The organism is Streptomyces ipomoeae 91-03 (assembly GCF_000317595.1).
Taxonomy (GTDB): Bacteria; Actinomycetota; Actinomycetes; order Streptomycetales; family Streptomycetaceae; genus Streptomyces; species Streptomyces ipomoeae.
The window spans coordinates 19,256-35,097 of record NZ_AEJC01000616.1 but is presented as its reverse complement, the minus strand read 5'-3'; the positions used below and the strand labels follow the sequence as shown (position 1 = coordinate 35,097).

The following is a 15,842-nucleotide window of genomic DNA, read 5'->3' as shown; positions in this document are numbered from 1 at the left end:
CCCTCCCGCGCCGGAACCGCGCCCCCCAACGGCACGGCCTCGTCATTCCAGGCCCCATCCACGGGCCCATCGAGCCGCGGCACCTCAAGCACAAGAAAGTCGATGTCCGCCAACTGCGGCCACCGCCGCTCCAGCCGCTCCACGGAGTCCTGCACAAGATCCGCGAAGACCTCGGCACGACTCGCCGCGAGCGGCACCTGCGGCGGCGCGATGGGCCCGCGCATCCCCCTGCCGTGCCGATCACGACGGCGGGGTCCGGGTGCGGAGGCGGCGCGGGGCGGTACGAGGTTGTCCATCACCTGCGAAGCGTAGTCCTCACGAGGTCCGGGCGCCTGGCTCCACGCTCCCGACCGACCCACCGCCCTGGCACCGCTGACCTGCCATGTCCAACCGGCTCGCCGTGGCGGACCACCACGAAGGGCCATACGGCATGTCGCGGGATGACCATTCCAGCCAAGGTTGGGCTCGATTCCGTATCTCTCCGAGACCGACGAACTCACGTCAATTGCCATTATTTGTACCGAAAATTGACCGACTTCCAGACCGTTCGGTATCCCGGACGACGGGTTACTCGCAGGTCAACGCGGTGGGTTCAGGGGGGCGTGTGGGGCGTTTCACACCACGACACGGTGGAGTGACCTGGTGGAGAGTCGTCGCGGCCCGCTCAAGAGTGCGGTACCGTCCCACCTCGTGAGCCCTGTACGTCGCTGTTCGCGCACCGCTTGCGGCCGTCCCGCCGTCGCGACGCTGACGTACGTCTACGCCGACTCGACCGCGGTCCTCGGCCCGCTCGCCACCTACGCCGAACCCCACTGCTACGACCTGTGCGCCGAGCACTCCGAACGCCTCACCGCCCCGCGCGGATGGGAAGTCGTACGCCTGCTGGACGGCTCGGCCCCCGCCCGCCCCAGCGGCGACGATCTGGAAGCGCTTGCCAACGCCGTGCGCGAGGCGGCCCGCCCGCAGCAGCGCGCCGCGGAGGCCGGCGGCAGCGCCCGCACGGCGGACCCGATGGAGGTGGCCCGCCGAGGCCACCTCCGCGTACTGCGTTCCCCGGACAACTGACGCCCCGCGCGGGCCCGTCGCCGTAAGCGCCCCTTCTCTCGCGCGGTTGGCTGCTTTTCGCCTCCCGTCGCTCCATTCGGTGATGCACGCCTGTTGACGCACGGTTGTTGCGGACACGACCATTCCGGTGCCCGTGAGAAACCGCTTTCCGCATCGCGGAATCCCGTGGAATCCGGGGAGGCGCTCGTGTACGTCCAGGAACTGGAACCCGTGGCCGGTTCGCTCGGCCTGTCCGCCCTCGTCGCGACCCTGCCCCTGGTGATCGTCCTGGTCCTGCTCGGCGGTGTGCGCCTGAAGGCGCATCTCGCGGGGTTGATCGGCCTTCTGGCGGCCGTTCTGGTCGCCTGGCTCGCCTACCGCATGCCGCTCGGCCAAACGCTCTCCAGCGCCGCCCAGGGGGCCGTGTTCGGCCTCTTCCCGATCATGTGGATCGTCGTCAACGCCCTGTGGGTGTACCGGATGACCGTCCACACCCGCCACTTCGACATCCTGCGCCGCTCCTTCGGACGGCTCTCCGACGATCCGCGCATCCAGGCACTCGTCGTCGCCTTCTGCTTCGGCGCGCTCCTGGAGGCCCTCGCCGGCTTCGGCGCGCCGGTCGCCATCTGCTCGGTGATGCTCGTCGCGCTCGGCTTCGAACCCGTACGCGCGGCCGTGGTCGCCCTCGTCGCCAACACCGCTCCCGTCGCCTTCGGCGCCATGGGCACACCCGTCGTGACGCTCGCCCAGGTCACCGAACTGCCCCTGGACACCGTCGCGTCCGTGGTCGGCCGACAGACACCGCTGCTCGCGCTCGTCGTGCCGCTCGTCCTCGTCGGACTGGTCGACGGGCGACGCGGGCTGCGCGAGACCTGGGTGCCCGCGCTGGCCTGCGGATTCGCCTTCGCCGTCGGCCAGTTCGTCGCGTCCAACTACGTCTCCGCCCAACTCGCCGACATCGGCGCCGCCCTACTGGGAGCCGGCGCCCTCGTCGCCGTGCCGCACGCCCGCCGACCCGCCGCCGAACCCGTACGCGCCGCCGTCCTGACCGGCGTACGCAGCGAGGACCTCGACGAGCAGGACCCGCCACGCGAGGTCCTGCGCGCCTACGCCCCGTACGCGCTGATCGTCGTGATCTTCTCCGTCGCCCAGATCCCGGTGGTGAAGGACTGGCTGGCCGAGGCGACGCAAACGTACGACTGGCCCTTCCTGAACGTCGCCGGCCCGGACGGCGACCCCGTCGGCGGCAACGTCTTCACCTGGCCGGTCGTGTCCACCGGCGGCACCCTCGTACTGCTCGCCGGACTGTGCACGGCGGCCGTATTGGGGGTCCACGCGCGCGTGGCCGTCAGGGAGTGGGCGGCGACGGTGCACGAACTGCGGTTCGCGATCCTCACCGTGACCTCCGTCCTGGCCCTCGCCTACGTCATGAACCTCTCCGGACAGGCCGCCACCATCGGCCACTTCGTCGCGGCTGCCGGAGCCGGGCTCGCCTTCCTGTCCCCGGTGCTGGGCTGGTTCGGCGTCGCGGTCTCCGGCTCCGACACCTCCGCCAACGCCCTGTTCGGCGCCCTCCAGGTGAGCGCGGCCCGTGAGTCGGGTCTGTCGCCCGGACTGCTGGCCGCCGCCAACAGCTCCGGCGGCGTCCTCGGCAAGATGATCTCCCCGCAGAACCTGACCATCGCCTGCGCGGCGGTCGGCCTCGCCGGGCGCGAGGGCGACCTGCTCCGCAAGGTGCTCCCGTGGAGCCTCGGACTGCTGCTGGTGATGTGTCTGATCGTGGTGGGACAGAGCACGCCCGTACTGGAGTGGATGCTTCCGTGAGACCTGGAGCGGACGCTTCCGAGAGGCGTCGGCGGCGGGCCCTCGGACGTCGTCGGAGAAGCACCCCAGATGTCCTCGGGGAGGGACGTCGGCTGTCCTCAGAGGTCGCACAGCCGACTGTCGGCACGGGCGGGTAGTTTGGGGTGACCGGTGAGGACTTCAGGAGGGTTTGGCCGTGGCTGCTGATTTGTCGACGATCGTGAAGGCGTACGACGTACGTGGGGTGGTCCCGGACCAGTGGGACGAGCCCCTGGCCGAGCTCTTCGGGGCGGCCTTCGCACAGGTGACCGGCGCGGACGCCATCGTGATCGGACACGACATGCGGCCCTCCTCGCCCGGCCTGTCGCGTGCCTTCGCGCGCGGGGCGGCGGCCCGCGGGGTGGACGTCACCGAGATCGGCCTCTGCTCGACGGACCAGCTGTACTACGCGTCGGGCGCGCTGAACCTGCCCGGCGCCATGTTCACGGCCTCCCACAACCCCGCCCAGTACAACGGCATCAAGATGTGCCGCGCGGGCGCCGCACCGGTGGGCCAGGACACGGGTCTGGCGGAGATCCGCGAACTGGTCGAGGGCTGGAGCGAGTCGGGCGCCCCGGAGCCGGCCGCGACACCGGGAACGATCACCCGGCGTGACACGTTGGAGGATTACGCGGCGCACCTCCGCGGCCTCGTCGACCTGACCTCCATCCGCCCCCTGAAGGTCGTCGTCGACGCGGGCAACGGCATGGGCGGCCACACGGTCCCCACGGTCTTCGCCGGCCTGCCGCTGGCCCTGGTCCCCATGTACTTCGAACTGGACGGCACGTTCCCGAACCACGAGGCCAACCCCCTCGACCCGGCGAACATCGTCGACCTCCAGAAGCGCGTCCGCGAGGAGGGCGCCGACCTCGGCATCGCGTTCGACGGCGACGCCGACCGCTGCTTCGTCGTCGACGAGCAGGGCAACCCGGTCTCGCCCTCCGCGATCACCGCCCTGGTCGCCTCGCGCGAGCTCGCCAAGCACGGCGGCAAGGGCACGATCATCCACAACCTGATCACCTCCTGGTCCGTCCCGGAGGTGGTGCGGGAGAACGGCGGCACGCCCGTGCGCACGCGCGTGGGCCACTCCTTCATCAAGGCCGAGATGGCGAGGACCGGCGCCATCTTCGGCGGCGAGCACTCCGCCCACTACTACTTCGCCGACTTCTGGAACGCCGACACGGGCATGCTGGCCGCGTTGCACGTCCTCGCGGCCCTGGGTGGCCAGGAAGGCCCCCTGTCCGCCCTCGTCGCCCAGTACGACCGCTACGCCGGCTCCGGCGAGATCAACTCCACCGTCGCCGACCAGGCCGACCGCCTGGCGGCCATCAAGGTGGCCTACGAGGACCGCGAGGGCGTCACCCTGGACGACCTCGACGGCCTCACCGTCTCGTCCTCCGACTGGTGGTTCAACGTCCGCCCCTCCAACACGGAACCCCTCCTCCGCCTGAACGCCGAGGCCCGCGACGAGACGACGATGGCAAAGGTGAGGGACGAGGTACTGGCGATCATCAGGGGCTGAGGCCGGACGGGGGTGCACGGGCACACGGGGCCTCGCGCCCCTTCAGGGGCGCGGGGAACTGTGCGAGCAACCACACCCAAGCCGCACTCGCCCGACGACCCGGGTCTCACCGAGCTGGTGGGCGGGCCCCAAGGGCGCAGCCCCTGGGGCCGACGGGGTCGAAGGGGCGCAGCCCCTGGGAGACGGGCAGGGCAAGGGCGGCGGGGGGGGGGCGAAAAACTCCGGTCGGCCCACCCGCACGGCCCCTCGCTCGACCCCACCCACCGGGCACCCACCTACCAAGGCCCCGCTCGGCACCAACCCCGGCCGCCCGGCCACCAAGGCCCCCGCTCAGCAGACCCCAAGGCCGACCCCCACCGCCAGGCACCCCCAAAGGCCCAGCCCAACCCCGCCGCCAACCCCTCACGGCGGTACTCTGACCAGGCCGCACCGCACAACCCCGCTCCCGAAGGGACCCGACATGCCGCTCGAAGCCGGCCTCCTGGAGATCCTCGCCTGCCCGGCGTGCCACGCCCCCCTCACCGAGGAGGACGCGGAGCTGACGTGCACGAGCCAGGACTGCGGCCTCGCCTACCCCATCCGGGACGGTATTCCCGTACTCCTCGTCGACGAGGCCCGCCGCCCCGCGTAACCACGGCTCGCAGCGCCCGGCGCACAACCGGCGCACACGCAACACCGTACGGGTAGAAACCTAGAAATCCGGTGAAACGGCACAAAAAAGGGCACCCGGCGATCGGAGGCTGCCGCCCATGCTCGACGAATCGCTGCTAGACACCCCCGATGCCCTGTCGGAGGCGGACCAACGCGACCTGCTCCGTGGCGCCGCAGAGGCCGGCGCCCGGGTCCGCACGGCCATCCGCCTCGGCACCGAGGCCGGCATCTCCGACCTCAAACCGGACGGTCGCCCGCGAGCCCTGCTGATCGCGGGCCCGGGCATGGCCTCCGCGGGCGTCGCCGACCTGCTGGGCGCCCTCGCGGGCGCCGCCTGCCCCATCACCCGTATCCACCCCACCGGCGTGGCCCCCGCCGCGGGCGCCCTCCGCTGGGAACTCCCCGGCTGGGCGGGCCCGGTCGACCTCCTCCTGGTCGCCACCGCGGACGGCACCGAACCCGGCCTGGCGATCCTGATCGACCAGGCCTACCGCCGGGGCTCCACGGTCGTCGCCGTCGCCCCGCCCCGCACCCCCGTCGCGGAGGCGGTGGCAGGCGCCCACGGCCTCTTCGTACCGATGGCGACCGCCCCGTACGAGCAGGAGGTGCCACTCGGCGCCGCCGCCCCGGGCGTCCTGTGGGCCCTGCTCACCCCGATGCTCGCGCTCCTCGACCGCACCGGCCTGGTCACCGCCCCGCCGGACGCCCTGCAGAAGATCGCCGACCGCCTCGACCACGTGGCCGAGCGCTGCGGCCCGGCCATCGCCACCTACAGCAACCCCGCCAAGACGCTCGCCGCCGATCTCGCCGACTCGCTCCCGGTGATCTGGACCGAGGGCCAGGCCGCGGGCCCGGTGGGCCGCCGTTTCTCCGCCGCGCTGGCCGAGCTGGCGGGCCGCCCCGCCGTCGTCGCCCAGCTGCCGGAGGCGCTCGCCTCGCACATGGTGCTGCTGTCCGGCCCGCTGGCCGCGAGCGCCGACCCCGACGACTTCTTCCGCGACCGCGTGGAGGAGCCACCCGCCCTGCACGCGCGCGTGGTGGTCCTCCGCGACCGCCCGACCGGCGGCCTGAGCGCCGTCCCGGCCGCCCGCGAACTCGCCCTCAGCCACGACACCGCGATCAGCGAGCTGGAACCCGAGGAGGGCAGCGACCTGGAGACCCTCGCGGAGATGATCGCCATCACGGATTTCGCCGCCGTTTACCTGTCGCTCGCTTCCGGAGCCTGATCTTTACCGGAGCCCGCCCCCGACCGGAGCTCGACCCCGACCGGGGCACGCCCGGCTCCCCACGTACGGAGAAACGCACACCATGGACCGCCTCGACAACACCATCCGCCCCTACGCCTGGGGCTCGACCACCGCCATCCCGAACCTCCTCGGCGTGGCACCCACCGGCGAGCCGCAGGCGGAGATGTGGATGGGAGCCCACCCCGGCGCCCCCTCGCGCACCGAGCGCGGGCCCCTCACCGAGGTGATCGACGAGGCACCGGAACGTGAGTTGGGAGCTCGGACCGTCGCCAAGTTCGGACCCCGCCTCCCGTTCCTCCTGAAGATCCTCGCCGCCGGCGCCCCCCTCTCCCTCCAGGTCCACCCCAACCTCGAACAGGCCAGGGAGGGCTACGAGGACGAGGAGCGCCGCGGCATCCCGATCGACGCGGCCCACCGCAACTACAAGGACGCCAACCACAAGCCCGAACTGATCTGCGCCCTCACCGAGTTCGACGGCCTCTGCGGCTTCCGGGACCCGAACCAGGCCGCCGACCTGCTCGCCGCCCTCGACGTCGACTCCCTCAAGCCGTACGTCGACCTCCTGCACGCACACCCCGAAGAGGCCGCCCTGCGCGAGGTGCTGACCGCCGTCCTGAGCGCCGACCCCGAGGCGATGGGCCAGACGGTCACCGAGGCCGCAGCCGCCTGCGCCCGTCTCGGCGCTGCCTACGCCCCCTACGCCGACATCGCCCGCCACTACCCGGGCGACCCCGGCGTCATCGCCGCCATGCTCCTCAACCACGTACGCCTGCAGCCCGGCGAGGCCCTGTTCCTCGGCGCCGGCATCCCGCACGCGTACCTGAACGGCCTCGGCGTCGAGATCATGGCCAACTCCGACAACGTCCTGCGCTGCGGCCTCACCCCCAAGCACGTCGACGTCCCCGAACTCCTGCGCATCGTCCGCTTCGAGGCCACCGACCCCGGCGTCCTGCGCCCCGAGGCGTCCCCCGACGGCGAGGAGGTCTACGAGACCCCCATCGACGAGTTCCGCCTCTCCCGCCACGTCCTCCCCGAAGGGGCCACCACGCGCGACCTCACGCGCGAGACCCCGCAGATCCTGCTCTGCACAGCCGGAACCGTACGGGCCGGCGAGCACACGCTCGCCCCCGGCCAGTCCGTCTTCGTCCCGGCGGGCGAGAAGGCCGAAGTCTCCGGAACCGGCACCCTTTTCCGCGCGACCGTGGTGGCCTGATCACAGCCCCGAACCCTGGCCTGACGGACCTCCTCCACAGCCTGGCGCACCGGCGCCGGACCGGGCTGCAACAATGCCCCCTGCAAAAGGCGGGCAAAGCCCGGCCCGGCGACGGACGAACGCGTATGCCCAAGTGCAGGCAGACGCTCAGCACACTTGCGTAGGCGAAGGGAAACCCCGGACACATGAGCGCGTCAGGCGGCACCAAGGCGATCGTGGCGGCACTCGCCGCCAACCTCGCGATCGCCGCATCGAAGTTCGTGGCGTTCGCGTTCAGCGGATCGTCATCGATGCTCGCCGAGGGCGTGCACTCGCTCGCCGACTCCGGCAACCAGGCCCTGCTGCTCCTCGGCGGCAAGAAGGCCCAGCGCGAGGCGACCCCGCAGCACCCCTTCGGCTACGGCCGCGAGCGCTACATCTACGCCTTCCTCGTCTCGATCGTCCTCTTCTCGGTCGGCGGCATGTTCGCCATCTACGAGGGCTACGAGAAGATCAAGGACCCACACGAGCTGGACCACTGGTACTGGCCCGTCGGCGTCCTCGTCTTCGCGATCATCGCCGAGTCGTTCTCCTTCCGCACCGCCATCAAGGAATCCGACGCCCTGCGCGGCAAGAAGTCCTGGACCGAGTTCGTCCGCCACGCCAAGGCCCCCGAGCTCCCGGTCGTCCTCCTGGAGGACCTCGGCGCACTCGTCGGCCTCGTCCTCGCCCTCGGCGGCGTCGGCCTCGCCCTGCTCACCGGCGACGGCATCTGGGACGGCATCGGCACCCTCTGCATCGGCGTCCTGCTCATCCTGATCGCGATCGTCCTCGCCGCCGAGACCAAGTCCCTGCTCCTCGGCGAGTCCGCCGGCGCCGAAGAGGTCGAGAAGATCGCGAAGGCCGTCGTCGACGGCGACACCGTCACCCGCCTCATCCACATGCGCACCCTCCATCTCGGCCCCGAGGAACTCCTCGTCGCCGCCAAGATCGCCGTCCAGCACGACGACACGGCCACCGAGGTCGCCAACGCCATCAACGCCGCCGAGGCCCGCATCCGCGAGGCCGTCCCCATCGCCCGCGTCATCTACCTCGAACCCGACATCTACAGCGAGGCCGAAGCCGCCAAGGGCCCCGACGCCGAGGCCACCCCCGGCGGCCCCACCCCGACCGCCGAGCACTGACCCACGCCGGCCACGGCCGGCCCGAGCACCGAACCACCGGCCACACCTACGCCGCTTCTCGGCCACACCCGCAAGGGACCGGGGCCCGCCGTGAACCACCGCGACGGGCCCTTTCCCTTCCCCTCCCGCACACAGCCCGACCGCCGTTTCGGCTTGATCTGTACGGAGGCGGACTGGGGCCACGAGGGCCGACCGGTGTAGCTTGGGACGGAGCCAGACGTCGCTGCTGATGGCGGTCGGGCGGTCCCATCGAGGATCGACCGAGGGAGAGAGGGCCTCCGACGGACTGCGCTGCGCGCACGCGGGCATGCCTGTGTCCTCTTTGGGCACCCCTGTGTCCGCCGCCGCGCAGACCAGCCCTACTCACCCTCGACCCGACACCGAGGAGCAGCTCGTAATGACGACTGTCGACAAGCGACAGGACTTCAAGGTCGCCGACCTCTCGCTCGCCGAGTTCGGCCGCAAGGAAATCACCCTTGCCGAGCACGAGATGCCCGGCCTGATGGCGATCCGCAAGGAGTACGCCAAGGCCCAGCCCCTCGCCGGCGCCCGCGTCACCGGCTCCCTGCACATGACCGTGCAGACCGCCGTCCTCATCGAGACCCTGGTCGCCCTCGGCGCCCAGGTCCGCTGGGCCTCCTGCAACATCTTCTCCACCCAGGACCACGCCGCCGCCGCCATCGCGGTCGGCCCGAACGGCACGGTGGACAACCCGCAGGGCGTCCCGGTCTTCGCCTGGAAGGGCGAGACCCTGGAGGAGTACTGGTGGTGCACCGAGCAGGCCCTGACCTGGCCGGACAGCCCCACCGGCGGCCCCAACATGATCCTCGACGACGGCGGTGACGCCACCCTCCTCGTCCACAAGGGCGTCGAGTACGAGAAGGCCGGCAAGGTCCCCTCCGTCGACACCGCCGAGAACGACGAGCACCGCGTCATCCTCGAACTCCTGAACCGCACCATCACCGACGGCTCCCAGAAGTGGACCCAGCTCGCGTCGGAGATCCGCGGTGTCACCGAGGAGACCACCACCGGCGTCCACCGCCTGTACGAGATGCAGCGCGACGGCGTCCTCCTCTTCCCGGCGATCAACGTCAACGACGCCGTCACCAAGTCGAAGTTCGACAACAAGTACGGCTGCCGCCACTCCCTGATCGACGGCATCAACCGCGCCACCGACGTCCTGATCGGCGGCAAGACCGCCGTCGTCTGCGGCTACGGCGACGTCGGCAAGGGCTGCGCGGAGTCCCTGCGCGGACAGGGCGCCCGCGTCATCGTCACCGAGATCGACCCGATCTGCGCGCTCCAGGCCGCCATGGACGGCTACCAGGTCACGACCCTCGACGAGGTCATCGACAAGGCCGACATCTTCATCACCACGACCGGCAACAAGGACATCATCATGGCCTCGGACATGGCCAAGATGAAGCACCAGGCCATCGTCGGCAACATCGGCCACTTCGACAACGAGATCGACATGGCCGGCCTCGCCAAGGTCCCCGGCATCGTCAAGGACGAGGTCAAGCCGCAGGTCCACACCTGGACCTTCCCCGACGGCAAGGTGATCATCGTCCTCTCCGAGGGCCGCCTGCTGAACCTGGGCAACGCCACCGGCCACCCGTCGTTCGTGATGTCCAACTCCTTCGCGGACCAGACCCTGGCCCAGATCGAGCTGTTCACCAAGCCCGACGCATACCCGACCGGCGTCTACACGCTGCCCAAGCACCTCGACGAGAAGGTCGCCCGCCTCCACCTCGACGCACTCGGCGTGAAGCTCACGACGCTCCGCCCCGAGCAGGCCGCGTACATCGGCGTGCAGGTCGAGGGCCCGTACAAGCCGGACCACTACCGCTACTGATCACGCATGACACCGTGACCGTGGCACCCGTACGCAGGTCGGCGCCGACCTGCGTACGCGCGCCCGCGGCACGGCCGTACACGAACCAGTGGCGCTGCACACGCTGAGCGCGTCGGTGCGCTGACGCGCTCCCGCGGCAGCTCCCGGTCAGGCCCCCGCACCCCCGTGCCGGGGGCCTGACCGTTCGGCCCCATGACCCGCCCGTCGGCCGGACCAGCCCGTCAAGACCCAGGACGCCCATGCCCCGCGGCCGGTATTCGCTTCACGACCCGCACGACCACACCCTCCTCGCCGAAGAACACTTCCACTGCGCGCCCGGCCCCTCCGGCTGGCGCTATGTCTCCCAACTGACCACCCCCTCCGGCGACCACGCCGGCTCCGTCGACCTCGCCCTCGACGAACTCGGCCGCCCCATCCGCCTCGAACTCCACGCCGCGAGCTGGCAGGTCCGGGGCGCCGCCCTCGACGGCGTCACCTGGGTCCGCACCAACCCCACCGGTACGCATGCCACCGAAGGCAATGTCCGCGCCCACGCCTTCACCGGCACCTCACCGGCGTTCCTCATCGCCACAGCCCGTCTCCTGCGCCTCACCCCCTCCGCGCCCGCCACCCGCGTACGCCTCGTGGCCTTCACCGACCCGGTCCTCGCCCCGCGCACCGTGGACCAGTCCTGGGCCCTGATCGCAAGAGAAGCACACGCCACTGACAACGGCCCCCTGACCGTGGACGAATACCAGGTCACAGCCCTGGACACGGGCGAGCAGCACACCGTTCACATCTCAGGCGACGTCGTCCTCGCGGCACCCGGCATCGAGCTGGAACACCTCGAATCACCGCCGTCGACCTTCACCTGACGCGACATTCATCGGGCCCCGGCCCCGAGGGCCTCACGCAGGCGGCGCGAACCCGCTCCCCGGCCGCTCGACCGAAGGCTCCTGCGACGACTCGGACGCCCCCGGCGCCCTGCCCGTCCCCACACCGGGTGCCGCCCCGACGGCTCCCGCAGGCGCTGCGTACCCTGGCGTACCCGCACCCGGGGCCTGGCCGGCAAACCCTCCGGGCGGCGCGTACCCCGAGGCCACCGGAGGCTGCGGAACCGGCCCACTCCACCCCGGACCACCGACCGGCGCACCCGGCACGATATGTCCGGCGGCGCCCGGCGCAACCGGAGCTCCTGACACCCCACCGGCACCGGCCGCACCCCCGAACGCCCGTCGAGCCTCCCGCGCCTGCCGCTCATGCACCACGGCCGCCAGATAGGCGCCCGCCGGCACCCCGTACGGCGCCGGAGTCCCCGTATGCGCCGCCAGATCGGAGGCGAGACGTTCCGCCATCGCCGCACCCACATGCGGATCCAGCTGACGCATCCGCGTCAGGTACTGGCGAATGGCCAGCCACAGCCCGTCCGGAACCGCCGAGAGATCGAGCCCGGAGAACCGCCCCACGAGCCAGTACGGCGGCGGAGGCACGAACGGCGTCTGCCCGCTCGGCACCCGCTCCCGCACGACCAACGTGCCCGCGAACACATCACCCAGCCGCCGCCCGCGCGCCGACACGAGCGAGGCTATGCAGGCGACGACCCCGAACGTCATCAGAATCTCGACGACTCCCACCGCACCGCGCACCAGCGCGTGCCGGAACCGGATCGGCCCACCGTCGTCCCGCACCACCCGCAGCCCGAACGCCAGCTTTCCCAGCGAACGCCCATGACTCAGCGTCTCCACCGCGATCGGCCCGCCCACCAGCAGAAGCAGGAAGCTCGCGATGGCTATGGCCATCTGCGCGGCCTCGTCGAGACTGGCCGTCGTGATGGCCAGGACCACGGTCACCAGGATGTAGACGACCATGGCCACGATCAGGTCGAGCAACACGGCCAGCGCCCGGCTCGGCAGCTTCGCGGGACGCAGCTCCAGCGCCACCGCCTCGCCCGTCACTAGCTCACTCACACCCGTAGTCCTTCCGGTTTCATCCCCTGACCTGCCCCGAGAGTGGCCAGTCTGCCAAGCTGAGGACACGCGCCGCAGTACGACCTGTACGACAAGCTGACACGCAGTACGAGAGGGACGAGGAGCAGCACACCCGATGGACCTCGATGTCTTCGTGTCCGCCCATCGCGCCGAGTGGGACCGTCTCGACGCCCTCCTCCGCCGCCAGCGCCGCCTCAACGGCGCCGAGGTCGACGAACTCGTCGCCCTCTACCAACGCACCGCCACCCACCTCTCGCAGATCCAGTCCAGCGCCCCGGACCCCCAGCTCACCGGCCGCCTCAGCCAACTCGTCGCCCGCGCGCGCAGTGCCGTGACCGGCACCCGCCGCGCCTCCTGGCGCGACGTCACCCGCTTCCTGACCCACGGATTCCCCGCCGCGGTCTACCGCTCACGCCACTGGTGGGTCCCCACCGCCCTCCTCTCCACCCTCGTGGCGATCGTCCTGGGCTGGTGGATAGCCACGCACCCGGAAGTCCAGGCCACCATCGCCGCCCCCGACCAACTGCGGGAGATGACCCGCCCCGGCGGCCAGTACGAGACGTACTACTCCAGCCATCCCGCCGCCTCCTTCGCCGCCCAGGTGTGGACGAACAACGCCCAGGCCGCCGCGATGTGCCTGGTCCTGGGCATCTTCCTGGGCCTGCCGGTCCTCTGGATCCTCTTCCTGAACATGCTCAACCTGGGCGTCGGCATCGGTCTGATGTCCTCGGCCGGCCGCCTCGACGTCTTCCTCGGCCTGATCCTTCCGCACGGTCTCCTGGAGCTGACCGCCGTCTTCGTCGCCGCCGGTACGGGCCTACGCCTCGGCTGGACTCTCATCGATCCCGGCCCGCGCTCCCGCCGCTCGGCCCTGGCCGAGGAGGGACGAGCCGCCCTGGGCATGGCGATAGGCCTGGCCCTGGTCCTCTTCATCTCCGGCGCCATCGAAGGTTTCGTCACCCCCTCCGGCCTGCCCACCTGGGCCCGCATCGCCATCGGCGTCCTCGCCGAGCTCGCCTTCCTCGCGTACGTCTACATCCTGGGCGGACGTGCCGCGCGGGCCGGCGACACGGGTGACGTCGAGGAGCAGGAACGCAGCGCCGCGGTCCCCACCGCAGCCTGATGTGCGGACACTCCCGCAGAGCTGTTAGTCTCCTCTTCGCCCCGCAAGAGTCGTTGACACGGCGCCTGCGGGGAGGTAGATTCAAACAGTTGCCTAGAGGTGGACATACCCCAGGGTGACGGTGCGTCTCTATCGGCTCCTCGCGAAACGCCATGATGGCGATTCGGTGAGTGAGCCCCCTCCGATGATTCAGAACGAGCGGTCGGTCAGCCCGGCCAAAAGCTTCTGATAAAGTCGAACTAGCCGAAAGGGAGCCGCAAGGCAACCGAATAGGCAAAGGCCCTCCAACGGCCACCGGAAATGAATTCCGACCGGAAACGGAACGGAAAACGGATCTGGTAAGGTTGGAAACACCGAAGGGAAGCGCCCGGAGGAAAGCTCGAGAGAAACGGCTCGGGCGAGTACGAAGGAAGCGTCCGTTCCTTGAGAACTCAACAGCGTGCCAAAAATCAACGCCAGATATGTTGATACCCCGTCTGCCGGAAACATTTCCGGTGGTCGAGGTTCCTTTGAAACAAACACAGCGAGGACGCTGTGAACCATCGGATCATTCCTCCGGTGGTTCCGCTCTCGTGTGTGCGCACCGGATTACCGGTACACATTCACGGAGAGTTTGATCCTGGCTCAGGACGAACGCTGGCGGCGTGCTTAACACATGCAAGTCGAACGATGAACCGCTTCGGTGGGGATTAGTGGCGAACGGGTGAGTAACACGTGGGCAATCTGCCCTTCACTCTGGGACAAGCCCTGGAAACGGGGTCTAATACCGGATACGACGCGCTCGGGCATCCGATGTGCGTGGAAAGCTCCGGCGGTGAAGGATGAGCCCGCGGCCTATCAGCTTGTTGGTGAGGTAACGGCTCACCAAGGCGACGACGGGTAGCCGGCCTGAGAGGGCGACCGGCCACACTGGGACTGAGACACGGCCCAGACTCCTACGGGAGGCAGCAGTGGGGAATATTGCACAATGGGCGCAAGCCTGATGCAGCGACGCCGCGTGAGGGATGACGGCCTTCGGGTTGTAAACCTCTTTCAGCAGGGAAGAAGCGCAAGTGACGGTACCTGCAGAAGAAGCGCCGGCTAACTACGTGCCAGCAGCCGCGGTAATACGTAGGGCGCGAGCGTTGTCCGGAATTATTGGGCGTAAAGAGCTCGTAGGCGGTCTGTCGCGTCGGATGTGAAAGCCCGGGGCTTAACCCCGGGTCTGCATTCGATACGGGCAGACTGGAGTGTGGTAGGGGAGATCGGAATTCCTGGTGTAGCGGTGAAATGCGCAGATATCAGGAGGAACACCGGTGGCGAAGGCGGATCTCTGGGCCATTACTGACGCTGAGGAGCGAAAGCGTGGGGAGCGAACAGGATTAGATACCCTGGTAGTCCACGCCGTAAACGGTGGGAACTAGGTGTTGGCGACATTCCACGTCGTCGGTGCCGCAGCTAACGCATTAAGTTCCCCGCCTGGGGAGTACGGCCGCAAGGCTAAAACTCAAAGGAATTGACGGGGGCCCGCACAAGCAGCGGAGCATGTGGCTTAATTCGACGCAACGCGAAGAACCTTACCAAGGCTTGACATACGCCGGAAAACCCTGGAGACAGGGTCCCCCTTGTGGTCGGTGTACAGGTGGTGCATGGCTGTCGTCAGCTCGTGTCGTGAGATGTTGGGTTAAGTCCCGCAACGAGCGCAACCCTTGTTCTGTGTTGCCAGCACGCCCTTCGGGGTGGTGGGGACTCACAGGAGACTGCCGGGGTCAACTCGGAGGAAGGTGGGGACGACGTCAAGTCATCATGCCCCTTATGTCTTGGGCTGCACACGTGCTACAATGGCAGGTACAATGAGCTGCGAAGCCGTGAGGCGGAGCGAATCTCAAAAAGCCTGTCTCAGTTCGGATTGGGGTCTGCAACTCGACCCCATGAAGTCGGAGTTGCTAGTAATCGCAGATCAGCAGTGCTGCGGTGAATACGTTCCCGGGCCTTGTACACACCGCCCGTCACGTCACGAAAGTCGGTAACACCCGAAGCCGGTGGCCCAACCCCTTGCGGGAGGGAGCTGTCGAAGGTGGGACTGGCGATTGGGACGAAGTCGTAACAAGGTAGCCGTACCGGAAGGTGCGGCTGGATCACCTCCTTTCTAAGGAGCATCTAGCTGCCGCGAGGCAGTCAGAGCCACTACGCCAGCGAATGTCTGGCGGTGGTCAGCTCATGGGTGGAACGTTGA

12 protein-coding genes and 1 rRNA gene are annotated in these 15,842 nt (G+C 69.5%); 11 read left to right on the top strand and 2 right to left on the bottom strand.

Annotated elements, in window-relative coordinates:
- Nucleotides 1-296: hypothetical protein (locus tag STRIP9103_RS39680; RefSeq protein ID WP_078614205.1), on the bottom strand; the 296-nt coding region annotated here is incomplete at its 3' end.
- Nucleotides 297-642: 346 nt separating this feature from the next.
- Here STRIP9103_RS39680 and STRIP9103_RS39675 point away from each other — a divergent pair.
- The 9 genes from STRIP9103_RS39675 to STRIP9103_RS39640 all read left to right on the top strand — a co-directional run bounded on the left by STRIP9103_RS39675 (nucleotide 643) and on the right by STRIP9103_RS39640 (nucleotide 11,391).
- The gene (locus tag STRIP9103_RS39675) at nucleotides 643-1,065 is read left to right on the top strand and encodes a DUF3499 domain-containing protein (RefSeq protein WP_009337450.1); all 423 of its coding nucleotides are present in this window, start codon (nucleotides 643-645) and stop codon (nucleotides 1,063-1,065) included.
- A gap of 186 nt (nucleotides 1,066-1,251) precedes the next feature.
- Nucleotides 1,252-2,868, top strand: a complete 1,617-nt coding sequence (locus STRIP9103_RS39670) for an L-lactate permease (protein ID WP_048821837.1) — start codon at nucleotides 1,252-1,254, stop codon at nucleotides 2,866-2,868.
- A gap of 175 nt (nucleotides 2,869-3,043) precedes the next feature.
- Nucleotides 3,044-4,408: a phosphomannomutase/phosphoglucomutase gene (locus STRIP9103_RS39665; RefSeq protein WP_009337460.1), complete on the top strand. Its 1,365-nt coding sequence runs from the start codon at nucleotides 3,044-3,046 to the stop codon at nucleotides 4,406-4,408.
- Between the two features lie 460 nt (nucleotides 4,409-4,868).
- Complete coding sequence (locus STRIP9103_RS47770) at nucleotides 4,869-5,039, top strand: Trm112 family protein (RefSeq protein WP_009337463.1); 171 nt, start codon at nucleotides 4,869-4,871, stop codon at nucleotides 5,037-5,039.
- 118 nt (nucleotides 5,040-5,157) lie between these two features.
- Nucleotides 5,158-6,285 (top strand): SIS domain-containing protein, encoded by a 1,128-nt coding sequence (locus tag STRIP9103_RS39660; RefSeq protein WP_009337483.1) that lies wholly within the window; start codon nucleotides 5,158-5,160, stop codon nucleotides 6,283-6,285.
- An 82-nt stretch (nucleotides 6,286-6,367) separates the two neighbouring features.
- Nucleotides 6,368-7,519: a mannose-6-phosphate isomerase, class I gene (gene manA, locus STRIP9103_RS39655; protein WP_009337479.1), complete on the top strand. Its 1,152-nt coding sequence runs from the start codon at nucleotides 6,368-6,370 to the stop codon at nucleotides 7,517-7,519.
- A 185-nt stretch (nucleotides 7,520-7,704) separates the two neighbouring features.
- Entirely contained in the window at nucleotides 7,705-8,682 is a 978-nt protein-coding gene (locus tag STRIP9103_RS39650; protein ID WP_009337449.1) for a cation diffusion facilitator family transporter, read from the top strand.
- Nucleotides 8,683-9,079: 397 nt separating this feature from the next.
- Nucleotides 9,080-10,537: an adenosylhomocysteinase gene (ahcY, locus tag STRIP9103_RS39645; protein WP_009337470.1), complete on the top strand. Its 1,458-nt coding sequence runs from the start codon at nucleotides 9,080-9,082 to the stop codon at nucleotides 10,535-10,537.
- Nucleotides 10,538-10,776: 239 nt separating this feature from the next.
- The gene (locus STRIP9103_RS39640) at nucleotides 10,777-11,391 is read left to right on the top strand and encodes a hypothetical protein (protein ID WP_009337454.1); all 615 of its coding nucleotides are present in this window, start codon (nucleotides 10,777-10,779) and stop codon (nucleotides 11,389-11,391) included.
- A 33-nt stretch (nucleotides 11,392-11,424) separates the two neighbouring features.
- Here the strand turns inward: STRIP9103_RS39640 and STRIP9103_RS39635 are convergent, their stop codons facing one another.
- A complete protein-coding gene (locus tag STRIP9103_RS39635) occupies nucleotides 11,425-12,483 on the bottom strand; it encodes an RDD family protein (protein WP_181800251.1) in 1,059 nt (352 codons plus the stop codon).
- Nucleotides 12,484-12,619: 136 nt separating this feature from the next.
- Here STRIP9103_RS39635 and STRIP9103_RS39630 point away from each other — a divergent pair, with 136 nt between their 5' ends.
- Nucleotides 12,620-13,627 carry a stage II sporulation protein M gene (locus tag STRIP9103_RS39630; RefSeq protein ID WP_009337485.1) on the top strand — a complete coding sequence of 336 codons (1,008 nt, stop codon included), beginning with the start codon at nucleotides 12,620-12,622 and terminating at the stop codon, nucleotides 13,625-13,627.
- Nucleotides 13,628-14,228: 601 nt separating this feature from the next.
- Nucleotides 14,229-15,755 (top strand): 16S ribosomal RNA (locus tag STRIP9103_RS39625).
- Nucleotides 15,756-15,842: the final 87 nt, after the last annotated feature.

Bases quoted from the DNA above. Each gene is read 5' to 3' on its own strand.
- STRIP9103_RS47770 (WP_009337463.1), top strand. From the start codon at position 4,869: ATGCCGCTCGAAGCCGGCCTCCTGGAGATCCTCGCCTGCCCGGCGTGC.
- STRIP9103_RS39660 (WP_009337483.1), top strand. From the start codon at position 5,158: ATGCTCGACGAATCGCTGCTAGACACCCCCGATGCCCTGTCGGAGGCG.
- manA (WP_009337479.1), top strand. From the start codon at position 6,368: ATGGACCGCCTCGACAACACCATCCGCCCCTACGCCTGGGGCTCGACC.
- STRIP9103_RS39650 (WP_009337449.1), top strand. From the start codon at position 7,705: ATGAGCGCGTCAGGCGGCACCAAGGCGATCGTGGCGGCACTCGCCGCC.
- ahcY (WP_009337470.1), top strand. From the start codon at position 9,080: ATGACGACTGTCGACAAGCGACAGGACTTCAAGGTCGCCGACCTCTCG.
- STRIP9103_RS39640 (WP_009337454.1), top strand. From the start codon at position 10,777: ATGCCCCGCGGCCGGTATTCGCTTCACGACCCGCACGACCACACCCTC.
- STRIP9103_RS39630 (WP_009337485.1), top strand. From the start codon at position 12,620: ATGGACCTCGATGTCTTCGTGTCCGCCCATCGCGCCGAGTGGGACCGT.